Raw genomic sequence first — 21,699 nt, forward strand, 5'->3', positions numbered from 1 at the left:
ATTACGAATGGTGAGACTGGCCATTTGATTGCACTCGCTCGTTACAAGTGCAATCATTGAAATCACTTTAAAGGGTGGATGTCACCTCAAAAGTGACTTTACAGCCAAATATAAAGCTTCGCCGCGATCGCTGCGAGCGAGATCGCAATCACGATCTGTGCAATGCGCCCCCAACGCGAGTGGCGTGCCTCGGCCCGACCGATAGCTTCAGCCGTCGCTTCGTCAAAGCGCAGGCCATTTGCAGCCATGTCATCCAGCGCAACCGACACACGCTCCACGCGCGCCACAAGTTCCGGCGTCTTGCGCGTGAAATGCAGCAGCGAGTAAGCGCTGTCCTTTGCGTCGATAAGCATGCCTTGCGGCCCGAGATTCTTGCGTATCCAATCGCCGACGACTGGTTCCGCCGCTTTCCACATATTGAAATGCGGATCAAGCGTACGCGACACGCCTTCCACGACAACCATGGTTTTCTGGAGCATCAGCAGTTCTGGCCGGGTCTCCATATCGAAGAGCTCTGTCACTTCAAACAACAGCGTCAGAAGCTTGGCCATGGAAATGGTTTCGGCAGGCTGGCCGTGGATCGGTTCGCCAATGGCGCGTATAGCCTGCGCAAAGCTTGCCACATCATGCGTGTGCGGCACGTAACCGGCTTCGAAATGCACTTCCGCCACGCGCATGTAATCGCGCGTGATAAAGCCATAGAGAATTTCGGCAAGGAAGCGGCGCTGCTGCTTGTTGAGGCGCCCGGTAATACCGAAATCAACCGCCACAATCAGCCCTTGATGATCCACGAACAGATTGCCCGGATGCATATCGGCATGGAAAAAGCCGTCACGCAACGTATGGCGCAAGAAGGACTGGATCAGCGTTTCAGCCAACTTCTTGAGATTGAAACCCGCAGCCTCAAGCGCGGAAATATCCGACATCTTGATGCCGTCGATCCATTCAAGCGTCAGCACATCGCGGCCTGTACGCTCCCAATCAACATTGGGAACGCGAAAACCCGCATCGTCCTTGATGTTCTCCGCGATCTCGGAAAGTGCTGCCGCTTCCAGACGCAGATCCATCTCGATGCGAGTAGTCTGCTGCAGCGTCTCTACAACCTGAACCGGGCGCAGACGGCGCGTGAATGGAACGTGGCGCTCCTGCATGCGCGCAACCATGTAGAAACCTTCAAGGTCGCGGGCAAAACGCTGGCGCACGCCCGGACGGATAACCTTGACGGCAACCTTCTGGCGCACGCCGTCCTTCATGACTTCCGCCGGATGCACCTGTGCCATCGACGCCGCCGCTATCGGCGCATCGAAATGCAGGTAAAGATCATCAATCTTGCGGCCAAGCGAACCTTCGATAGCGGCAACCGCGTCGGCCTGCGGGAAAAAGTCGAGCCTGTCCTGCAAGAGTTCGAGATCGGCAGCGACATCGCGACCAACAATATCAGGCCGCGTCGCCAGAAACTGGCCAAGCTTCACATAGGAAGGACCAAGCTTGTTCATGGCGCGCGACATGCGCTCCGAACGTTGCATATGCCGCGCCCGCGGACGCGCCAGCATGCCCGCAATCTTATGCCCGAAAGCAGGAAGACCGGAAAGCCCCTCCACCGGAAGTGCGCTGATGACACCCTCGCGCGTCAATATCCATCCGGCCCGCATCAGCCGAAAAGCAGCGGATAGGTTGCTCATGCCTCAATGCCCCGTTCGCGACCCCAATTCATCACAGGCACAATCAAAGCTTCCAGCCGGAATGAAGCGCGGCAATGCCGCCGGTGAAATTGCGATAGCTCACACGCTCAAAGCCGGCCTTCTCGATCATCGCGGCAAAATCCTGCTGCTTGGGGAATTTGCGGATCGATTCGACCAGATAGCTGTAGGAATCGGCATCGCCGGTAATCATCTTGCCAATGCGTGGAATGGCGTGGAACGACCACTGGTCGTAGACTTTGTCGAGAATCGGCAGTTCAACCTCGGAAAATTCGAGGCAGAGGAAACGACCGCCTGGCTTCAACACACGATAGGCTTCCGACAACGCCTTGTCGATATGCGGAACGTTGCGAATGCCGAAAGCAATAGTATAGGCATCAAAACTGTTATCCTCGAACGGCAGTTCTTCGGCATTGGCCTCAACGAATTCGAGATTATCGGCAAGGCCTTTCTTGATCGCCCGTTCACGCCCCACGCCGAGCATGGAGCCATTAATATCGAGAATGGTGACATGGGCCTGACGACCCGAAGCCTCTACAATACGGAAAGCAATGTCGCCAGTGCCGCCTGCAACGTCGAGCGAGGTCCAGCCGGAGCGCTTCGACGGCGCCAGCCATGCGATCATCGCATCTTTCCAGACGCGGTGCAGGCCCGCCGACATGAGATCGTTCATCACATCGTACTTGCTGGCAACCTTATGGAAAACGTCGTTGACCAGGCCCTGCTTTTCGTTTTCATCAACCGCCTTGAAGCCGAATGAATGCTCCATGCCACCTTGTGCGCCCACGCGGTCCGCATTGCCGTTCTGCTGGCTCATAGCTCATCCTGCTTTTGATTATTACGACGAAAACGATTGCTGATATGCATATAAAGCTTGTCCCGGACTATACAAGCAGAGACCTTCTTCCAATACCCTTTTGTGATCTGGCACTTGTGAACTGTCTTGCGTTAGCGTTTAAAAATAGCCAAAGAGACATAAAACTGTGTGTGCGCGCTTGGCCCGGCGTTTTCTCCGGCGCAAACTGCCGCTAAAGTCAAAAAGATAACAAGAAAAGTGGAAAGAACATGGGCGTTACAGTCGTCAGCCATCCGCTTGTCCAGCACAAGCTTACCATCATGCGCAAGAAGGAAACGTCCACAGCCAGCTTTCGGCGGCTGCTGAAGGAAATATCGCTGTTGCTCTGCTATGAAGTGACGCGCGATCTCGAACTGACCACCATGTCCATCGAAACCCCGTTGATGCCGATGGACGCGCCGGTCCTTGAAGGCAAGAAGCTTGTCTTCGCCTCGATCCTGCGCGCCGGCAATGGCCTTCTGGAAGGCATGCTCGATCTGGTGCCCGCCGCGCGCGTCGCCCATATCGGTCTCTACCGCGACCACGACACGCTTCAGCCGGTCGAATATTATTTCAAGGCGCCGGAAGACATCGTCAATCGCCTCATCATCGTGGTCGACCCGATGCTGGCAACGGGTCATTCGGCAATCGCAGCAATAGACAAGCTGAAGGAACGCGGCGCGACAAATATCCGCTTCCTCTGCCTCCTGGCGGCACCGGAAGGCATCAAGCGCTTTACCGAAGCCCACCCAGATGTCGACGTGTTCACGGCTTCCATCGACGAACGTCTCGATGAAAAGGGTTATATCGTTCCAGGTCTCGGCGATGCCGGCGACCGCATGTACGGCACGAAGTAAGCATTAACCCGCGCCTGCTAATATACCCGCAAACGGGGGCAGCATGGCGCGGGCTTTTACAATCCTTCTGGTATTTGCGGGACTGGCAATTGCGTTCCCGCTTCTGTTTGAAAAGTTCGGTCAGCAACCGAAGCCCGGCTCAAGCACATCTTCGAGCGCTTCAACCGCTCCTTCGCCAGTCCTCTCGGCCTATAGCGGGCGCCGGACACAGATTGCGCCGGACAGTCGCGGCCATTTCATATCGGACATAAAAATTGCCGGTCAATCGCTCCGCGCCATGGTGGATACTGGAGCGAGCCTGGTCGCGATCAACACCAGTGCCGCGCGCCGTATCGGCCTCTCCCTCAAACCCGCAGATTTCAAATATCGCGTTTCGACCGCCAATGGCGAAGCAGTCGCCGCATCCGCCCTCCTGCCAAGCATTGAAATCGGGCGCATTCGTGTGGAGGATGTGGAAGCCATGGTTCTTCGTGACGACGCGTTGTCCGACACGCTTCTCGGCATGAGCTTTTTGAGGCGTCTGCGCCACTATGAAGTTTCAAACGGTGTACTCGTGCTGACGCAATGATGTAATACCGTGCTTCCGATAATGGCCGGAAGCGGCTAAACCTCGCTGATCACCGACAGCAAAATACTATGTAACGGAAGCCAGCCATGACACCCGACCAGCGCCTGACCGAGCTAGAAATTCGCGTAGCCGAACAGGAAAAGACAATCGACGAGTTGTCATCCGCCCTGGCCGAACAATGGAAAACCATAGACCGGCTATCCAAAAAGCTCGGCGCATTGACCGACCGTTTTCTGGAACTAGAAGAACAGACCGCACCGGACGTGCCGGTCACCAAACCGCCGCACTGGTAACATCATGCTCCAGATCGTCTCCCTCACCGACCGCACCGATCTCATACCCATCTGCGCCGCATGGAACCATGCGGAATGGGGCGAGTTTACCGGCTCATCCCTCGCGCAGACCGCCGAGGCTTTTGGTGATATTTCCCGTGAAGACGACGGCCAAGCGGCAAGGGTCGCGCTCTGGAACGGCCAACCCGCAGGTCTTGCCCTTCTGATCCACAGCGATCTCGAAACGCATCCTTATCTGAAGCCCTGGGTGGCAAGCGTCTTCGTCGCGCCTGACTATCGCGGAAAGGGGATCGCGAAAAGCCTTGTCCGTGCCATTGAGGGCGCCGCGCAGGAACTCGGCTATGCGGAAGCTTTTCTCTACACCGACAAGCCGGACCTTTACCGGCAGATCGGCTGGAGCGATTTCGAGCATCTGGAAGGCGACTATGCCGGGATGCTGATCCTGAAAAAGAAAATCGCGCGGTAAGGACCGCGCGATCTGTTGATTAAAACCCGCTTAATGTGACGGCGAAATCGGACAGCTCACGCCAGTACCACGCAAACCGCAATAACCATTCGGGTTTTTCGCCAGATATTGCTGGTGATAGTCTTCAGCATAATAGAGCTCCGGCGCATCTTCGATTTCCGTGGTAATCGGACCGAGACCACGACCCGCAAGCGCTTGCGAATAGGCCGCCCGGCTCTTCTTCGCAACGTCGAGATCAGCCTTGTCGAATGCGTAGATGACCGAACGATAGGTCGTGCCGATATCGTTGCCCTGCCGCATACCCTGTGTCGGATCGTGCTCTTCCCAGAAAAGGGTCAGCAGCTCATCAAGGCTCACAACTTTCGGGTCATATACAACTAGTACAACTTCCGCATGACCGGTAAGACCTGTGCAGGTTTCCTCATAAGTTGGGTTGGGCGTAACTCCCCCCGCATAACCGACAGCAGTCACGTACACGCCCGGCACCTGCCAGAACAAGCGCTCGGCGCCCCAGAAACAGCCCATTCCGAACAGAACATGCTTGTAGCCTTCCGGCCAAGGTCCTTTCAGCGGACGACCATTAACGAAGTGAGTGGCGGATGTCGGGATCGGCTGCGTGCGTCCCGACAGAGCCTCATCCGTCGAAGGCATCTGCATCTTCTTGCGATAGCTGTCCAAGAAACTCATGGTCTCCACCTCCTGATTATCGAGCGGTGAACCGCCCCAGAGGGCGCTCCCGACGATGACCGATTATATAGAATAACAGGGCGAGAATGCCGAAAAGAAGCCAGCCTGGCTGTTCAAGCAAAGGGATAAAGACGGCATCCCAAGCTCCTCCCCCTATATAGTGCGTTACGAAGGCTTCTGCATCGGCCAATGTTTCGGGCGCATTGCGCGACCACATGGACAAAAGCGGCTTCGCTATGAACTGCGACGCGCCGACTGACCGCGCCCCGTCAAGGACTGCGAAAATCACCGCAAAAGCCAGAAAAACAACCGCAAAACTACGCAATACAAATCGGATCACGATTCTCAGTCCCGGATTTCTTACCCTGATCTCGGCCCCGGATTTCAGTCCGGTCTCCCGAAGATTTGTCTTTTTGACATTACTAAAGCATAGCACACAGAACCAGTCGGGCTCAAAGCCCCATCGGGACACAATTGCTTGCATAGAATAAATATAATATTTTCATATGGTTATGGTGAAACTGTCGCTCTTTGCACAGGCTCGACAATTTAGAGGCAAAAACTTGCAAATAGCTGTTGAACATATGCATTTTCTGGCTATATTCGCGCCGCACCCGCTAGTTGGCGATTAACCAGCGCCTGTTTCGAAAAGCGGTGTCACGTTTGCAGTCAGTTTTCACCGTGAGACACGGTTTCCAGACAGCAAGGCAGACGGAGAGGTGGCCGAGTGGTTGAAGGCGCACGCCTGGAACGCGTGTATACGGGAAACCGTATCGAGGGTTCGAATCCCTCTCTCTCCGCCATTTTATTCTCCAACAACAGATGAGCGTTATCTGTCTTAGATGGTTAACAGATCCTTAGCTGAGGCAATTAAAGGCCGAAGGTTTACGGCTCTGGCTGCAATTTGAAACGCATGCCGAGAGTGTGAAACGGTTTTAGCGACGTCTGGTCCAAAGCAACAATTCGGAAGGTCGACCTGATTGAATCAGCTCAAGATGCGCACTAATTCAGACCTTCTTCCTTGAACGAATTTTGCACTTCAGGCGGGCCAGCACGCACTCATACAGCTTCAGTGTCTTGGGATAAGCGCTCAATTCAAGCTTCAACCCGATGTCGCAGCCGAGGACCACAAAAGCATAAGTACCTGGTGAAGAAAGTACCCCTGATTCCAGAGATCGACCAACCACGCGATTTATCAGAAAAGCGAAGCGATCCGTGCAGACTTCGCTGACGGCATGCGCGTCACGACAACCATCTTGTTGAACTCGCCACGCTTGAAGGCGCGCAGAAAACGTGGATAGTCCTTGAATACCACGCAGCCATTGGAATCACCGCGACGTCCTAGCATGAAAGTATGCGCCAGAAGACCATCGCGGTTATAGCGGTTGTTGCCGTCGACAGGCGTGAGGCGGATCGCCTCGACACCGTGGAACAATGCCTCGCGCAAGCGCAGATCATAGGTATGGGGCGGCGTCGGTCCACGGTTTTTCTGGTTTACGTAACGCGGATTGTCGCGCATCGGACCGAGGCCGGAATGGGCTTCAAGACGCTCGCCGCTCGGCAGATAAACAGTGGCCGCAGAGATGTCGTAGATAGCGACCTTGCTGCGTGCGGCCGGAGTGAAAAGCGAGCTGAACAGGCCAGGGCGCGGCTCTTCGGTTGCACCACTTTCCGGCGCATAGGCAAGCTCGGTCTTCTCATGCAAGCGGGAACGGCGCAGCGAAGGCTTGGCGCCGGGCAGCGGCACGTCATCGGGCAGGAATGCGTCTTGTGTGGCTTCGCCTTCTGCGGCCATGTCCCTTTTCAAACCAGGAGCAAGTTGCGGAACAGGAACGGCATTTCCGATAGGAAGATGGGCCTGCTTCTCAGCCGCATCCACTTCTTCGGCCTGCGAAAGCGGCTCAATCCTGTTAAGGTTCAAGGTGGCCGGCACAGGCGCATATGCAACCACAGTCGCAGCAGGTTGTTCTGTCCGTGCACTCGCCACAACGGGCCCTTCACGCCGGACACGATCCGCGCGCGGCTCGACGAGAGATGCCGTATCGACAGGTTTGTCTTCAATTACGGAATCTGGACCGATATCCGCGACGATCGGCTCATCACTCGTGTTTTTGGTGCGACGCCAATCGAGATTGGAATAGGCCGTATCGGTGGTATAGGCATCGATGAAGCCTTGCCGAATACGACGTGATGGTGCGATTTTATGATCAACGACGGCAAGCACCTGCGGTGCAGTCAGGGAAACGCGGCGCATGATCGGCGCGACAGGAGCGAAGGCCGGCACGACCATATCCAGCGTTCCGAGCGCGGTCATCATCCAGCTTCCGGCCACAAGGCCCGTCGCGGCGAACAGCGCAACGCGCGTAAAGCGCTTGAAACCGAATGGAAGCCTGATGCCATTGCTGCGCGGAGCCGCGTAGCCATACACTTCTGTTACACACGCCATGAGAAAAAATCCGTCTGGAAATCAACTTTCACGGCACCGCCTCGCATGTCAGTTCGGCAAAAAGACGAGCAAGACATGGCAAGGCGGTGACTGGAAGGTCATCTCCAGCATCGCCAATTATGGTAACCAAATCCTTTACGCGATGAAGAAATCCATTCAGCTTATCCCAGAGATCGGATCAGGCGCTCAGGAGATACGTACCTTGTTTGGCACTTGGAAACTCAAGACCCTCGACCGCAACGCGGTTGCGTCCGCGGCTTTTGACCCGCATCAGAGCAAGATCTGCACGGGCCGCCGTTTCCCATAAAGTTTCGCCGCCACGTACCATGGCGATGCCGAAACTGCATGTCAGTTGGCGCCCTACAGGCAGCGTCGGAAAACTGTAATGCGCGACGCGTCCGCACAGCCTGTTGCCTAGTCGTTCGCATGCCTCGGCGTCGCCGTGGACCAGAAGCAAAAACTCCTCGCCGCCGACGCGCCCGACAACCGTCGTGTTGGCCGAACACATACGCAGGATACGGGCGAACTCCACCAGAACCTTATCGCCGGTTGCATGGCCCAATTCATCATTGATCGACTTGAAGTGATCTATATCGGCGATGATAACCCCATAATCACCGCGCTGCGCTTCAGCCAAGCGCAGTTGGGCATGACGCTCGAGGCCGCGACGATTCAAAACACCCGTCAACGGGTCAGAGTCGAGCTCCGCCTGCAATTCCTTCACCACATCGGAAGTCGTCACAACCAGAAGAACGAGTCCGGCAAAGACGCCCGCAAAGGCACCGAAAATCATAACACCCTGCCAATAGCGCGAATGTATCAGCTCGGAAGGTCGTGAAATTTCAACAGGGAGCCCCAGCGCCATGCCAGCCTGCACATAGAAATGGACTGTCAACAACAACAAGGCGCCAAACAGAACGCGCTCAATCCAGCTTCCGTGTGCAAGATCGCGCGCCTGAATGCAGAGAACCGCCACCAAACCGCCCAGGGCCAGATGGACCGCAGGAGCAATCCGTGCATAGCCCGCGTCATTCGCAATGAAATAAATCATTGCCCCCAGAAGAGCGAGGCCGATCAGGCTCGAAGCGAAGCGGGAGTAATGCTTGCCCATGCGTATCATCACGCCTTCGCAAAGCAGCCAGCCGCCCATAAAATGAAAAGTCGTGGCAATTGGCGAGGTCAGGAGGAGGCTGTCGGAGATCAGCGATATCGGCACCAGAAGCCCGAAAGCAAAGCTGGCAAAGCTCAGACCGAAAAGTAAAAGATGCCTTCGCTTCGTGTCGAGCATCCAAACGCCCAACATCGTCGCAGCAAACAGCAACACTACCAACGGCGGCACAAACTTCACGAACAGGTCCTAAATCGGCTGAAAACGAAAATGAGAAAACGTGCTTTCAAACAGAACCCAATGAGCAATGACAAAGATGCATCAAAGTCAAGTTGTTCGGATCGCAATATTGCTTAATACCACCCCCTAAAAGAGCAACATCGAGAATAAGCAAATGCTAAAAATAAATTGAAAACAAGATCATTCGGCGAAAACGTCTCTTCACACAGTTTTTACCTTAATCTTTATCCCCAGAAGCTTTTCGGCAATCATACGGCCGATAGGAATAGAAGAGGTCGCGGCCGGTGACGGTGCGTTACACACATGCAGCATTCTCTCTGTTTCCTTGAAAAGGAAATCGTGCACCAGCGTGCCATCATCAAGAACGGCTTGCGCTCGTATTCCAGCGCCTGGCGCACCGAGATCGGCAAGCTCCAGCGCCGGACAATATTTGCGACACTCCTTCAGATAGCGCGTGCGCGATGCGGAATTGCTGAACTCGGATAGTGCCGAGCGCCAGTTCTTCATCGCCATTTTCCAGAAGCCGGGGAATGTCGACATATCCGCGACATCGCCTGCGTGGAAACTACCCTTGCTATACCCTTCTCTCGAAAAGCCCAGAACCGCGTTCGGGCCGACCGTGACGCCGCCGTCAACCGTTCTGGTCAGGTGGATGCCGAGAAATGGCAGGTCAGGATCAGGGATCGGATAGATCAGATGCTTGACGATCGTCGCCTTCGATTGCGGCAAGGTGTAGTACTCGCCGCGGAACGGCACGATACGATGGGTGATATCCAGTCCGGCAAGCCGCGCAATGCGGTCTGATTGCAATCCAGCACAGGCGACCAGTTTGGAAGCGCGCACGGTCTGGTCTTTCACTGTTATCGTAACGCCGCTGGCATCCTCCCGAATTGCCGTAACCGGCGCATTGAGCCGCACAATACCGCCGCGCTCAATAATTTCTGCAGCCATCGCCCGCGATACTTTCGCATAATCGACAATGCCTGTCGCAGGAACGAGGAGTGCCTCGAGACCGGCAACAGCAGGTTCGAGCTTGCGCAAAGCCAGCTGGTCCACATGCTGGAACGTAATCTCGTTCTGGACCGCGCGCCCGGCCAGAGCCTCCATGCGCTCGACCTCGTCAGAAGAGGTTGCGACCAGAAGCTTGCCACATGTTTCGAATGGAATGGAATACTGTCTGCAAAAGGCTTTCGTGGCTTCGGCACCTGCCCGGCACAACTGTGCCTTCAACGAACCCGGTTGGTAATAGATACCGGCATGGATGACGCCGCTATTGTGTCCGGTCTGATGACGTGCGAAATCGCTTTCCTTCTCCAAAAGAATGATCTTTGCGCCCGGCTCCGCCTCCTGCATGGCCTTTGCTGTCGCAAGCCCGACAATACCGCCACCGATAACACAATAATCAAAGTCTGCCACGAAGTCCCCTCCTCATGCCTTTTCCCGGCGCAAACGCCACCTCGCTGACGCTCGACAGGGTCATTACCTGTTACTTATACGAATGCGGCCTTGGTTGCAGCACCGCAAAATGGCATTCTTTGTGAAACCCGTTCCCCCATGCGGAGAAGTTCCATGCGCCATCAGTTCGATCTTTTTGCTCCTTCTCCTGCGGAAGGACCAGCGGAAAGGCATGAACGGGCAGAACAGCGCCCTGCACGCATCAGGCCAGGCAAGACGACCGGCATTGATGAAGCGGAGATGGTAAAGCGACTAAAAGACAGCGGGCGTTACCGTATCTTGCAGCGTCTCGATCCACCACCGACCGTTCCCGATGCCGACAAGGTGGCCTTTCCGCGGCTGGGCGTCGTCGTTGACACGGAAACAACCGGTCTCAATCCCGCACAAGAGGAAATCATTGAGATCGGTGCGGTTGCTTTCCGCTATGCGGACGACGGCTCTATTGGTGATATCTGCGCCACGTTCGGCGCGTTACAACAGCCGTCCAAGTCGATACCCGCTGACATCACCCGCATCACCGGCATTACCGACGAGATGGTAAAAGGCCAGACGATCCCGCGTGAGAAGCTGGATTCGCTCATCGCCGAAGCCGATATTATCATCGCGCACAATGCGGGTTTTGATCGCCCGTTTCTCGAGCGCTTCTCAATCGCTTTCGCGAACAAGCCCTGGGCATGCTCGGTCAAGGAGATCGACTGGACCGCACGTGGTTTTGAAGGCACCAAGCTTGGCTACCTGATTGGCCAAAGCGGTTATTTCCACAACGGGCACCGGGCTGAAGACGATTGTCAGGCCCTGCTCGCGGTGCTGAAAGCGCAATCGGGCAAAACCACGCCCTTTGCCGAATTGCTCAAGACAAGCCAGCGCGCGCGGATGCGTGTCTATGCCGAAAACAGCCCGTTCGAAATGAAGGATCACCTGAAGGCACGCGGCTATCGCTGGTCGGATGGCACCGACGGACGTCCGAAGTCATGGTGGACAGAAATTGGCGAAGAGGAACTCGAAGCCGAACTCGAATATCTCCGTACCGAGATTTATGGATGGCGCGACGCCGATCCGCTAATCCAGAAGCTCACTGCCATGGACCGCTACAAAGAGCGGTCACCGCTTCGCCCGAAGAAGTAACGGCTCCCACATTCCGAGCGCCCACCTTGCCCTTGTCCTGAGAAGGTCACCTTCTCAGGACAAGGTGCAGGATTTGCTGATCACGTTATAACAGGCCAAGGGCGTTGTTCAGGCCGCATCTCTTCATAGACTCGCGCCAATCGCAACACGCCGATATCATCGAAACGTTGGCCGAAAATCTGCAAGCCGATCGGCAGGCCCGTCGATGTATAACCACAATTGATCGAGACGGCAGGTTGCTCCGACATATTCATCGCAACGGTGAAAGCGATATGTTCAAACGGACGCTGCGGATCGTTGACCGGTGATGCCCATTCCGCCGGATAGGTAGCCATCGGCGAGGTGGGCGAGATGATGAAGTCGAAGCCTTTGGAAGCCGCAAGCGCTGCATTGCGCATGGCATCCATCTGGGCAAAGCCAAGATAGACTTCCTCTCCTGTCAGCCCGTCCGCCGTCTCGGTCCACCGATAGATATAGGGCAGAATCTTCGCACGGTTTTCCGGCGTCATTTTTCTGATGTCCGACCAGGAACGTGCCCGCCAGAATCGGTCCAGACCATCGATCATGCTGCGGTTCAGGAATGGCGCCACCGGTTCAATTATCGCGCCAGCATCGGCAAAAAGTTTTGCAGCCGCTTCTACTGCGGCCTTCGTTTCCCCGCCGACAGGCTCGCCGAAACCGGCATCAAGCCAAAGACCGATCTTCAAACCCTTAACGTCGATGTCGAGGTTCATCCAGTCGATATTCTGCGGGGGTAGGCTCATGCCGTCACGACGATCCGGTAGGGACAGAACAGACATATAGAGTGCGCTGTCGGCAACCGAGCGGGTCATCGGCCCGGCGACACGACCGAGGAATGGCGGGTCAATAGGAATGCGTCCGAAGGACGGCTTCAGGCCGACAAGGCCGCACCACCCCGCAGGCAGACGAATGGAGCCACCAATATCCGTACCGATATGCAAGGGGCCGTAACCGGCCGCACCCGCACTGCCCGCGCCAGCGCTCGAACCGCCGGGATTCGTGCTGAGGTCCCACGGGTTGCGCGCAAGCTTGTGGAAGCTCGACAGGCCCGATGACAACATGCCGAGATCGGGCATGGTCGTCTTGGCGAGCAGCACACCGCCAGCCTCTCGGCTGCGCGCTGCAGGCGGTGCGTCAGCGGCAGCTGGCTTCAGCGGCAGTGCCGCGCAGCCAAGCGGAACCGCTGTTCCTTGAGTTGCAATATTCTCCTTGATCGTCAGCGGCACACCATCGATGGGTCCAGCAGGCTCGCCCTTCGCCCAGCGCGCTTCCGAGGCTTTGGCCGCCAGCAGCGCAGCATCAGGATCGTAAGCCCAAAGCGCATTCAGTTTCGGCTCATAGGCTTCGATGCGGGTGATGACAGCTTCCGTGACCTCGACCGGCGAAAGCGATTTCGCCTTATAGGCCGACACGAGTTCAACGGCTGACAAATCGGCTAGATTCGACATTGGATACTTCCTCAGATCACTCAGGCAATTTCAGTGTGGGATTTAGGCGTTGCGCTCGCTTGCGGCGACCGGAAAATGGCTTTGGCACGGCATCGACCAGCGCCCGCGTATAATCATGATGCGGGTTGTCGAAGACCGCATTGGTCGGCCCCTGCTCGACAATATTGCCGCGATAGATCACCGCAACGCGGTCGGTGATAGCCCGCACGACACCGAGGTTGTGGCTGATGAACAAATAGGAGAGGCCGAACTTCTCCTGCAGATCCATCATCAGGTTCAACACCTGCGCCTGAATGGAAACGTCGAGCGCCGAAACGGGCTCGTCCGCGACGATCAGCGCCGGCTTGGTGATCAGCGCGCGCGCTATGGCAATGCGCTGGCGCTGCCCGCCGGAAAACTCATGCGGATACTTTTCCGCAGATTCCTTGGGAAGGCCAACTGCTTCCAGCACTTCCGCCACGCGGTCATCGCGCTCTTTGGAACTGGTACCACTTTCCAGCGCCACAATGGGCTCGGAAATGATGCGCTTCACCGTATGGCGCGGATCGAGCGAACCGTATGGGTCCTGAAAGATCGCCTGAAAGCCTTTGCGCGCCTCACGCAGGCCCGAGCGATCAAGCGCATATATATCCTGCCCGTTGATGAGAACCTGCCCCGATTGCGGACGCTCCAACCCCATCACGGCACGTGCCAGCGTGGATTTACCGGAACCGCTCTCGCCGACAATGCCAAGGCTTTGACCGGCTTCGATCTCGACATTCACACCATGCAACACGCGCAAAGCACTGGGTTTCGAAAAGAACGATGCGCGTGGAAGCTGGTATTCGCGCACGACATCACGCACCTGCAAAATCAACTTGCTCATGCGGGAACCTCGGCCACAACGTCACCGGCGCGTGGATGCAGACAGGCGGCGCGATGCCCAATGCCTTTGCTTTCGCTGATCAGATCGAGCGTCGGAATAACCTGTCGACAATCGTCCTGCACGAATGCGCAACGGTCAGCGAAGGTGCAATAAGGCGGACGCGCCAGCGGATCGGGCACGACACCGGGGATAGCGGCAAGGCGTTGGCGTCCCGTGCCATGGGCGCGCACCAGCGCAGCGCCATGTGGAGAAGCCTGGAACAGCCCCCGGGCATAAGGATGCGCCATGCGATTGAACACCTCTTCCGTGCGTCCGGTCTCTACGATGCGGCCCGCATACATGACGGCGATCCGGTCGGTCATTTCCGAAACCACGCCAAGATCATGGGTGATCAGCATCAAAGCCGTGCCGGTTTCGTCAATCAGTTCGTCCATCAGATCGAGAATCTGCGCCTGCACGGTCACATCGAGAGCGGTTGTCGGCTCATCGGCAATCAGCAGGTCCGGCTCGCAGGCAATCGCCATAGCGATCATCACACGCTGGCGCTGCCCGCCCGAAAGCTGGTGCGGATAAAGATCGAGATTGAAACGCGGTGCTGGCAAGCCGACACGATCAAGCAATTCGCGCGCCCTGCGTTCAGCATCGGTGCGGCTTTCGCCCAAATGCAGACGGCGACCTTCTGCAATCTGTGCGCCTATGGTCTTAACCGGATTGAGCGCCGTCATCGGTTCCTGAAAGATCATTGCCATGCGCCGTCCACGCATCTTGCACAGTTCCGCCTCCGGCTTGTTTGCCAGATCCTCACCGTCGAAACGCAGCGTACCGCGCACACCCATCCGATCAGGCAGCAGACCCATGGCGGCAAGGGCGGTAATCGATTTTCCACTGCCGGACTCACCAACCACACCAAGGCGTTCACCGCGATTGAGTGTCAGCGTGATATCGGACACGATATCCGCGATCCTGAGGCCGATAGGCAACTCGACGGACATCTTGTCCATTTCGAGCAAAGGTGTCGTCATCTTTGCCTCCTGACGCGCGGGTCGAGTACGTCGCGCAAACCATCACCCAACATGTTGAGGCCAAGCACAGCGAGCGTGATGGCGAGGCCGGGGAAAATGGCGAGCCAAGGCGCGTCATAAATAAAGGTCTGTGCGTCGTTGAGCATCTTGCCCCAGCTTGGCATCGGCGGCTGGGTGCCAAGACCGACATAGGAAAGTCCTGCTTCCGCCACGATGGCCAGCGCGAACTGGATCGTCGCCTGTACGATCAGCACATGATTTATATTGGGTAGCACGTGCAAAAGCGTGATCGACACATCGCCGCGTCCGGCACACCGCGCCGCCTGCACATATTCACGCTTCCACAAGCCAAGCGATGCTCCACGCGTGACGCGCGCAAAGACCGGAATATTGAAAATGCCTATGGCGATCATTGCATTCACGGCACCGGGACCGAAGATTGCTGTGATGATAACCGCTGTCAGAAGTGCCGGAAAGGCGAAGGCCAGATCAGTCATGCGCATAACGAAGCCGTCCACCATGCCCCCGCGCGCAGACGCGAAAGCACCAAGTGGAATACCAATTCCAGCACCAACGAGAACGGCAATGATCGACACGGCGATGGAGTTGCGCGCGCCGACCATGATCATGGAAAAAACGTCGCGCCCGAAATTATCTGTGCCAAACAGATGGTTAAGACTTGGCCCCTGCAACTTGTCACGGAAATTCATGCCCGTCGGCGAATAAGGCGTCCACACGTAGGAAATGACGGCCATCGCGACCAGAATGATCGTAATGATAGAGCCAATGGCCAGGCTGCGGCTCAGCAGCACCGTTTTGAACACACCTGGCTTCGGGAGAGCCTGCGTTTCACTCATCGGGTGCCTCCCGTCGAAAGGCGCGGATCGATAAAGCCGTAGACAAGATCGACGATGAAATTGACCGCAATCACGGACGCGGCAAGCAACGTCACCAGCGACTGAACAGTGACGAGATCACGCTGCGCAATGGCCTGAAAAACCAGTCTTCCAAGACCGGGCAGATTGAAGACGTTTTCGATGATGATGGTTCCTGCCAGCAGAAAGGAGAATTGCAGGCCGATGATGGTGACAACCGGGATCAGCGCATTCGGCACCGCATGACGCCAGAGCGCGGCCTTGCGTGTCAGGCCTTTGGCGCGCGCTGTCCTCACGAAATCCTCACCCAGCGTTTCGATGACTGCGGATCGGGTTACGCGGGCCAGAATGGCGGCAAGAGGCAGCGCAAGCGCCAATGCCGGCAGGAACAGCGAACGGAAGCCAATCCAGAAGCCACCCTCCCAGCCGGCGAAACCCGAAGCCGGAAACCAGCCGAGTTGCAAGGCAAAGAGCAGGATCAAAAGCAGGCCGAGCCAGAAATTCGGTATGGCGACACCGACCTGAGCCATCCCCATGGACAAAACATCGCCCATCTTGCCGCGCTTGGAAGCGGCGTAAACACCAACCGGAATAGCGACCGCGACCGACAGCACCATGGAAAGAAGCGCCAGCGGTAACGTGACCATGATGCGAGGGCCGAGCAATTCGCTTATCGGAACGGAATAGGTGTAGCTCGTACCGAAATCGCCTTTCAGAAAGCCGCCAATCCAGGAAAGATAGCGCCACCAGAGTGGCTGATCGAGGCCGAGCTGCTTGTGAAGCGCTGCCAGTGTTTCGGGCTGCGCATTGATGCCCAGGATCACCGCCGCCGGATCACCCGGCAGCACCTGCATCAGCAGAAAGACGATGACGGAAGCCGCAAGCGTCGTAAGCAGAAGCGAAACCAATCGCCCGGATATGTAAGCCAGCAAAGCGACCTCCCTGAAAAGACGGATATCCGCTTTCCACATTCCAACTCGCTGCGCGCCCTGCCCTTTATCGCTATGGGCTGCGCGGCTGTTCAAATTGATTCAATGCGCATACCCGAAAACCGCTTCACACTTTTCGGGTATGCGCTTAAAGCCGCCCCGCCGAACAAACGACGGGGCAAACTGGTTATTCAGCCCAATAGGCCTGCGTCAGATCGTCAGCCGGGATCGGCATGTTCTTCCACAGACCCCTGACGTTTTTGTTCCAAACACCAATTTTCGGTAGCGCATAAAGGAAGATATTCGGCTCGTCGGCAGCAAGCTTTTCCTGCAGTTTCTTCACGAGTTCAAGCTGTTCCTCATCGCTTCCCGCCTCGGCATAAGCCTTGTAGAGCGCCTTATATTCCGGGTTGTTGTAGTTGAAGTAATATTTGTCGCGGGCATAGATATCGAGATCGCGCGCTTCTGTATGAGCGATGATCGTCGCGTCGAAATCCGAACGCTTGAACACCTGATCCAGCCATTGCGCAAACTCGATCGGTACGAGATTGGCCTGAATGCCGACTTCCGCCAGCATGGCCGCGATAATTTCGCCGCCGCGGCGCGCATAGGCCGGAGGCGGAAGCGTGATGGTGATCGACGTGCCAGCCGGAACGCCAGCTTCTTCCAGCAGTTGCTTCGCCTTGGCCGGATCGTACGGATAGGTTTCCGACAGATCGACGTAGCCGGGGTCGACCGGCGCATAATGCGAACCGATTGGCGTACCAAAACCGGAATAGACGCCTTCGATCAGCGCCTTGCTGTCGATGGCATGGGCCAGCGCCTGACGCACCTTCACATTGTCGAACGGCGCCTTGGCATTGTTGAGCGACAGCAGAACTTTGCCCGCCGTATTGCCGACTTCCACCTGAAGATTGTCATCGCTTTTGAAGCGGCTGATCAGTTCCGGCGCCTGAAACATCGGGAATACGTCGATGTCACCGGCAAGGATAGCAGCGGCCGCCGCCGACGGATCGCTCACGAAGCGGAACGTGACGGCGGCAAGCTTTGCAGGCTCACCCCAATAGTCCGCATTGCGCTCCAGCTCGACGCGGTCGGCCTGTACCCAACGTTTGAATTTGAAAGGGCCCGTGCCAACCGGCTTGGTTTTGTTATCCGCAGCCGAATTCGGCGCAACCATCACCGCATCGCCCCAACCCATATTGAACAGGAAATTCGAGGTCGGGCGCTTCAGCGCGATGACGGCAGTCGCTGGATCAGGACATTCCGTGCTGGCAATCGGTTCAAACAACCCTTTTTGCGCATTGGTGGAATCTGGAGCCACCGCGCGTTCATAGGAGAACTTAACGACTGAACAGTCGAACGGCGTACCATCATGAAACTTCACGCCCTGACGCAGTTTGAACGTATAGGTCTTCCTGTCGTCGGATACGGTCCAGCTTTCAGCCAGAAGCGGCTTCACCGTGCCATCCTCGACAATACGCACCAGACCTTCATAAAGGTTGGCATAGGTAACCTGCCGGATACCGGCGGCGGCGTTGGCCGTCGGATCAAGGCCCGGCGGCTCGAGCACTTCGCCAACCACCAGCGTATCTTTTGCAAATGCACCGTTGATCGATGCCAGCATCGCGGCTGTTATCAGCCCGGCCTTCAGCAGTTTACCCATCGTTCCTCTCCGGCTCCCCTTGCCTCTTCTTTTAAATTGAACGCCCGCCATCCACGTCGAGCGCAACCCCGGTAATCATAGAGGCAGCGGGCGAACAAAGGAAAGCCGCCGCTTCAGCCAGATCATCGGGTTTCAACAGGCGACCCATCGGGATGGAATCGCGGAACTTCTTGCGGATTTCCTGGGTGTCTTCGCCCATGAAGGTGGTGAGAAGCGGCGTTTCACCTGCAACCGGGTTCAATGCAACCACACGTATCTTTGCTGGAGCAAGCTCGATAGCGAGCGCCTTGGTGACGGACACGACCCAGCCCTTTGTGGCATTGTACCAAGCGAGATTCGGACGGGGACGACCAGCGCCGGTCGAAGCGACGTTTAGGATTACGCCCTCGCCATTGTCCTTGAAATGTGGAATGAGCTTGCGCGTCATCAGATAGACGCCGCGCACATTGACGCCGAGAATGCGGTCGAACTCTTCCGGTTCCACCAGCTCAGCATTTTGCGGCTTGTGACCAATGCCGGCATTGTTAATCAGAATATCGATTTTCCCGAATTTCGACAGAGCAGCTTCCACCGCTGCATCGACATCGGCTTCCTTGGAAATATCGGCAGCCACGGCCAGCGCCGCGTCGCCGATTTCGCCTGCGACGCGCTCAGCGCCTGCCTTGTTGCGGTCAACGATAACGACCTTTGCGCCGCCGTCAGCAAAGCGCTTTGCCATGCCTTCGCCAAACCCCGAACCTGCTCCCGTGATGAGCGCGACCTTACCTTCAAGCGACACTATAATTCTCCCGAATGCTATTTTCAGCCGTGATACACGGAAATCGTCTTCAACGAGGCAAACCCGTAGAGCGCCTCAAAGCCCTTCTCGCGGCCATGGCCGGATTTCTTCACGCCGCCGAACGGCAGTTCAATGCCGCCACCGGCGCCGTAATTATTAATGAACACCTGACCTGAATGAATGGCTCGCGCCAGGCGGAACTGGCGTCCGCCGTCATTGGTCCAGATGCCGCAGACAAGGCCGTATGAAGTCCCATTGGCAACCGCGATGGCTTCTTCTTCCGTATCAAAAGGTAGGATGACCTGCACCGGACCGAAGATCTCCTCCTGCGCAAGACGATGACCGGCGGGCACGTCGCGGATCAGCGTCGGCAGCACATAGGCGCCGCCTTCCGGCGCATCATCGACAAGCACGCCCTGCGCGGCAATTGCCAGACCGTCCTGTCCGGCAAGGTCGAGATAGTTCTCGACAATCGCCTTCTGGCGCTGCGACACCACCGGGCCGACCGAGAGATCGGCACTGGCCGGACCGACTTTCAATGCGCGATAGCGTTCGCTCATACGCGCCACGACATCCTCATAGATGCTGCGTTCGACCAGAATACGCGATGACGCCGAACAGGTCTGACCGGCGTTCTGAATACCCGCATTGACCAGAAAAGGTACGGCGCGATCAAGATCAGCATCTGCAAAAACAATCTGCGGAGATTTGCCACCAAGTTCCAGCGTCACCGGCACAGTGTTCTTCGCTGCTGCGGCCTGAACCGCCTCGCCCGTGCGCACTGATCCCGTGAACGAGATGTGATTGACGTCAGGATGTTCGGAAAGCGCCGCGCCGGCCTCCACGCCAAGCCCGGTCACGACATTGAGCGCTCCCTTCGGCAAGCCAGCCTTTTCGGCAATCCTGGCGAATTCCAAGATGGTCAGACAAGCTTCTTCAGCCGGCTTCACCACGGCGGCATTGCCCATAGCCAGCGCCGCGCCCAGACTGCGTCCCAGAATCTGCATAGGGTAGTTCCACGGAATGATATGCCCCGTGACGCCATGTGGCTCATAGATCGACAGAACCGTAAAGCCGTTCTGATAGGGAAGCGTGTCGCCGTGCACCTTGTCGGCGGAAGCGCCATAAAACTCCAGATAACGCGCCAGCGCCACGACGTCAGCACGTGCCTGCGTGATCGGCTTGCCAACATCCTTTGATTCCAGATCGGTCAGGAGATCGACATTCTTCAAAACCTCTTCCGAAATACGGTGCAGCAAACGACCACGCTCGGTCGCCGTCAGCTTGCCCCACTCACCAGACAGTGCGGCACGCGCCGCAGCCACCGCCAGATCGATATCGGTTTTGGTTCCGCGTGCAATCAGCGCCAGTTCGCTGCCATCGGAAGGATTTCGGAGGGTGATAAGCTCGCCGCCAACGGCATCCTGCCATGCGCCCGCGATGAAATTGCCATAACGGAGCAAGCCAGCTCCTCCCGTCCTGTCTTCATGCTTCATTTTCATTCTCCCGAAGAGGCATTTCCGCCTCCAATCTTGCGGTTGTCGCGCGGATATGCGCGCGCGCCAGCCGCTCGGCCTCTTCCCCATCGCGCGACGCGATGGCTTCGACAATGGCTCCATGTTCACGAATTGCCTCGCGCGCCCGGTCTACTGACAGCGAAAAGGATGGCGCAAAAACCTGCGACGTCATGCGCAAAAGCGGCACGAAGGCGATCAGCGAGGCGTTACCTGCCGTGTTCATGACGGCCATATGAAAATCGACATTAGACTGGGTATAGGCTTTCGGGTCCCACGGATCGACGACCGTACCCTGACCCGCAACATGTGCGCGCAGTTTTGCAATATCCGTGTCGCTCGCTCGCTCGGCGGCAAAACGCGCGGCCACACCGTCCAGCACTTCACGCACCGCGTAGGCATCGATCAGGCGGGTAAGATCAGCAGAAGCGACGCGCACCCCCCTGCCTGGCAGGTGGATGACCAGCCCATCCCGTTCCAGAACGCGCAAGGCTTCACGCAAGGGCGTGCGGCTGATGCCGAACTCCGCGGCAATATGTTCCTGCCTGAGTATCGCGCCCGGCGCATAGTCACCAGCATAGATTCGCTCGCGAAGTGCCTCTGCCACTTCGTCCAGCAAACGGGTCTGACTGCGCCATTCAAAAGCTGCCAATAGAAAAGCCTCCCAACTTTTCTAGGTACAATATCCTGGATACAAAATCAGTCAATCTGAAAAAAGAACATGTTTTCAGAAATCAGAAGGGCAATGGGAGACCGAAAATTTCACAGATGCCCCTCGAAACGATACAATTCGTCTCAACG

21 protein-coding genes, 1 tRNA gene and 1 pseudogene are annotated in these 21,699 nt (G+C 56.8%); 6 read left to right on the forward strand and 17 right to left on the reverse strand.

What is annotated here, in order from left to right:
- Nucleotides 1–98: 98 nt before the first annotated feature.
- Together ubiB and ubiE are read right to left on the reverse strand one after the other, a co-directional pair.
- Nucleotides 99–1,682, reverse strand: a complete 1,584-nt coding sequence (ubiB, locus tag FJQ48_RS22045) for a 2-polyprenylphenol 6-hydroxylase (protein ID WP_139977046.1) — start codon at nt 1,680–1,682, stop codon at nt 99–101.
- A 43-nt stretch (nt 1,683–1,725) separates the two neighbouring features.
- Nucleotides 1,726–2,517: a bifunctional demethylmenaquinone methyltransferase/2-methoxy-6-polyprenyl-1,4-benzoquinol methylase UbiE gene (gene ubiE / locus FJQ48_RS22050; protein WP_139977047.1), complete on the reverse strand. Its 792-nt coding sequence runs from the start codon at nt 2,515–2,517 to the stop codon at nt 1,726–1,728.
- A 248-nt stretch (nt 2,518–2,765) separates the two neighbouring features.
- Between ubiE and upp the strand changes: the two genes are divergently transcribed.
- The 4 genes from upp to FJQ48_RS22070 all read left to right on the forward strand — a co-directional run bounded on the left by upp (nt 2,766) and on the right by FJQ48_RS22070 (nt 4,719).
- On the forward strand, nt 2,766–3,392 hold the full coding sequence (gene upp / locus FJQ48_RS22055) for a uracil phosphoribosyltransferase (RefSeq protein WP_139977048.1): 627 nt from the start codon (nt 2,766–2,768) through the stop codon (nt 3,390–3,392).
- A gap of 43 nt (nt 3,393–3,435) precedes the next feature.
- A complete protein-coding gene (locus FJQ48_RS22060; RefSeq protein WP_139977049.1) occupies nt 3,436–3,960 on the forward strand; it encodes a TIGR02281 family clan AA aspartic protease in 525 nt (174 codons plus the stop codon).
- Between the two features lie 86 nt (nt 3,961–4,046).
- Nucleotides 4,047–4,253 (forward strand): SlyX family protein, encoded by a 207-nt coding sequence (locus FJQ48_RS22065; RefSeq protein ID WP_139977050.1) that lies wholly within the window; start codon nt 4,047–4,049, stop codon nt 4,251–4,253.
- 4 nt (nt 4,254–4,257) lie between these two features.
- Entirely contained in the window at nt 4,258–4,719 is a 462-nt protein-coding gene (locus FJQ48_RS22070; RefSeq protein ID WP_139977051.1) for a GNAT family N-acetyltransferase, read from the forward strand.
- A gap of 30 nt (nt 4,720–4,749) precedes the next feature.
- On the opposite strand, the gene msrA is transcribed toward FJQ48_RS22070, so the two are convergent.
- Entirely contained in the window at nt 4,750–5,406 is a 657-nt protein-coding gene (gene msrA / locus FJQ48_RS22075) for a peptide-methionine (S)-S-oxide reductase MsrA (RefSeq protein WP_139977052.1), read from the reverse strand.
- 16 nt (nt 5,407–5,422) lie between these two features.
- Complete coding sequence (locus tag FJQ48_RS22080) at nt 5,423–5,746, reverse strand: hypothetical protein (protein WP_139977054.1); 324 nt, start codon at nt 5,744–5,746, stop codon at nt 5,423–5,425.
- Nucleotides 5,747–6,119: 373 nt separating this feature from the next.
- Here FJQ48_RS22080 and FJQ48_RS22085 point away from each other — a divergent pair.
- Nucleotides 6,120–6,209 (forward strand) — tRNA-Ser (locus FJQ48_RS22085).
- A gap of 199 nt (nt 6,210–6,408) precedes the next feature.
- Here FJQ48_RS22085 and FJQ48_RS22810 read toward each other — a convergent pair.
- The 4 genes and pseudogenes from FJQ48_RS22810 to lhgO all read right to left on the reverse strand — a co-directional run.
- Nucleotides 6,409–6,545, reverse strand: a pseudogene (locus FJQ48_RS22810) (glutathione S-transferase); the annotation flags it as partial.
- A gap of 56 nt (nt 6,546–6,601) precedes the next feature.
- Entirely contained in the window at nt 6,602–7,852 is a 1,251-nt protein-coding gene (locus FJQ48_RS22090) for a DUF2778 domain-containing protein (protein ID WP_139977055.1), read from the reverse strand.
- Nucleotides 7,853–8,030: 178 nt separating this feature from the next.
- On the reverse strand, nt 8,031–9,200 hold the full coding sequence (locus tag FJQ48_RS22095; RefSeq protein WP_180350278.1) for a GGDEF domain-containing protein: 1,170 nt from the start codon (nt 9,198–9,200) through the stop codon (nt 8,031–8,033).
- Between the two features lie 201 nt (nt 9,201–9,401).
- Nucleotides 9,402–10,616, reverse strand: coding sequence for an L-2-hydroxyglutarate oxidase (lhgO, locus tag FJQ48_RS22100; RefSeq protein WP_139977056.1), 1,215 nt, complete (start codon nt 10,614–10,616; stop codon nt 9,402–9,404).
- Nucleotides 10,617–10,769: 153 nt separating this feature from the next.
- Between lhgO and FJQ48_RS22105 the strand changes: the two genes are divergently transcribed.
- Nucleotides 10,770–11,780: a 3'-5' exonuclease gene (locus FJQ48_RS22105; RefSeq protein WP_139977057.1), complete on the forward strand. Its 1,011-nt coding sequence runs from the start codon at nt 10,770–10,772 to the stop codon at nt 11,778–11,780.
- 80 nt (nt 11,781–11,860) lie between these two features.
- On the opposite strand, the gene FJQ48_RS22110 is transcribed toward FJQ48_RS22105, so the two are convergent.
- From FJQ48_RS22110 to FJQ48_RS22150, 9 genes are all read right to left on the reverse strand, one after another.
- On the reverse strand, nt 11,861–13,249 hold the full coding sequence (locus FJQ48_RS22110) for an amidase (RefSeq protein WP_139977058.1): 1,389 nt from the start codon (nt 13,247–13,249) through the stop codon (nt 11,861–11,863).
- 16 nt (nt 13,250–13,265) lie between these two features.
- Nucleotides 13,266–14,114 carry an ATP-binding cassette domain-containing protein gene (locus FJQ48_RS22115; protein ID WP_139977059.1) on the reverse strand — a complete coding sequence of 283 codons (849 nt, stop codon included), beginning with the start codon at nt 14,112–14,114 and terminating at the stop codon, nt 13,266–13,268.
- Nucleotides 14,111–15,136 carry an ABC transporter ATP-binding protein gene (locus FJQ48_RS22120; protein ID WP_139977060.1) on the reverse strand — a complete coding sequence of 342 codons (1,026 nt, stop codon included), beginning with the start codon at nt 15,134–15,136 and terminating at the stop codon, nt 14,111–14,113. The genes FJQ48_RS22115 and FJQ48_RS22120 overlap by 4 nt, the downstream gene beginning before the upstream one ends.
- A complete protein-coding gene (locus FJQ48_RS22125; RefSeq protein WP_139977061.1) occupies nt 15,133–15,993 on the reverse strand; it encodes an ABC transporter permease in 861 nt (286 codons plus the stop codon). Before FJQ48_RS22125 ends, FJQ48_RS22120 begins: the two co-directional genes overlap by 4 nt.
- Nucleotides 15,990–16,943, reverse strand: a complete 954-nt coding sequence (locus FJQ48_RS22130) for an ABC transporter permease (protein WP_139977091.1) — start codon at nt 16,941–16,943, stop codon at nt 15,990–15,992. The genes FJQ48_RS22125 and FJQ48_RS22130 overlap by 4 nt, the downstream gene beginning before the upstream one ends.
- A 184-nt stretch (nt 16,944–17,127) precedes the next feature.
- The gene (locus tag FJQ48_RS22135) at nt 17,128–18,606 is read right to left on the reverse strand and encodes an ABC transporter substrate-binding protein (RefSeq protein ID WP_139977062.1); all 1,479 of its coding nucleotides are present in this window, start codon (nt 18,604–18,606) and stop codon (nt 17,128–17,130) included.
- Nucleotides 18,607–18,637: 31 nt separating this feature from the next.
- Nucleotides 18,638–19,384, reverse strand: coding sequence for an SDR family oxidoreductase (locus FJQ48_RS22140; protein WP_139977063.1), 747 nt, complete (start codon nt 19,382–19,384; stop codon nt 18,638–18,640).
- A gap of 23 nt (nt 19,385–19,407) precedes the next feature.
- Entirely contained in the window at nt 19,408–20,880 is a 1,473-nt protein-coding gene (locus tag FJQ48_RS22145; RefSeq protein ID WP_139977064.1) for an aldehyde dehydrogenase family protein, read from the reverse strand.
- Nucleotides 20,870–21,550 carry a GntR family transcriptional regulator gene (locus FJQ48_RS22150; RefSeq protein WP_139977065.1) on the reverse strand — a complete coding sequence of 227 codons (681 nt, stop codon included), beginning with the start codon at nt 21,548–21,550 and terminating at the stop codon, nt 20,870–20,872. Before FJQ48_RS22150 ends, FJQ48_RS22145 begins: the two co-directional genes overlap by 11 nt.
- Between the last annotated feature and the right edge of the window lie 149 nt (nt 21,551–21,699).

This window comes from Ochrobactrum sp. CGA5 (genome assembly GCF_006345815.1).
GTDB lineage: Bacteria > Pseudomonadota > Alphaproteobacteria > Rhizobiales > Rhizobiaceae > Brucella.

Excerpts from the sequence above, each read along its gene's own strand:
- ubiB (WP_139977046.1), bottom strand. The coding sequence starts at position 1,682 with ATGAGCAACCTATCCGCTGCTTTTCGGCTGATGCGGGCCGGATGGATA.
- ubiE (WP_139977047.1), bottom strand. The coding sequence starts at position 2,517 with ATGAGCCAGCAGAACGGCAATGCGGACCGCGTGGGCGCACAAGGTGGC.
- upp (WP_139977048.1), top strand. The coding sequence starts at position 2,766 with ATGGGCGTTACAGTCGTCAGCCATCCGCTTGTCCAGCACAAGCTTACC.
- FJQ48_RS22060 (WP_139977049.1), top strand. The coding sequence starts at position 3,436 with ATGGCGCGGGCTTTTACAATCCTTCTGGTATTTGCGGGACTGGCAATT.
- FJQ48_RS22065 (WP_139977050.1), top strand. The coding sequence starts at position 4,047 with ATGACACCCGACCAGCGCCTGACCGAGCTAGAAATTCGCGTAGCCGAA.
- FJQ48_RS22070 (WP_139977051.1), top strand. The coding sequence starts at position 4,258 with ATGCTCCAGATCGTCTCCCTCACCGACCGCACCGATCTCATACCCATC.
- msrA (WP_139977052.1), bottom strand. The coding sequence starts at position 5,406 with ATGAGTTTCTTGGACAGCTATCGCAAGAAGATGCAGATGCCTTCGACG.
- FJQ48_RS22090 (WP_139977055.1), bottom strand. The coding sequence starts at position 7,852 with ATGGCGTGTGTAACAGAAGTGTATGGCTACGCGGCTCCGCGCAGCAAT.
- FJQ48_RS22105 (WP_139977057.1), top strand. The coding sequence starts at position 10,770 with ATGCGCCATCAGTTCGATCTTTTTGCTCCTTCTCCTGCGGAAGGACCA.
- FJQ48_RS22110 (WP_139977058.1), bottom strand. The coding sequence starts at position 13,249 with ATGTCGAATCTAGCCGATTTGTCAGCCGTTGAACTCGTGTCGGCCTAT.
- FJQ48_RS22115 (WP_139977059.1), bottom strand. The coding sequence starts at position 14,114 with ATGAGCAAGTTGATTTTGCAGGTGCGTGATGTCGTGCGCGAATACCAG.
- FJQ48_RS22120 (WP_139977060.1), bottom strand. The coding sequence starts at position 15,136 with ATGACGACACCTTTGCTCGAAATGGACAAGATGTCCGTCGAGTTGCCT.
- FJQ48_RS22125 (WP_139977061.1), bottom strand. The coding sequence starts at position 15,993 with ATGAGTGAAACGCAGGCTCTCCCGAAGCCAGGTGTGTTCAAAACGGTG.
- FJQ48_RS22135 (WP_139977062.1), bottom strand. The coding sequence starts at position 18,606 with ATGGGTAAACTGCTGAAGGCCGGGCTGATAACAGCCGCGATGCTGGCA.
- FJQ48_RS22145 (WP_139977064.1), bottom strand. The coding sequence starts at position 20,880 with ATGAAGCATGAAGACAGGACGGGAGGAGCTGGCTTGCTCCGTTATGGC.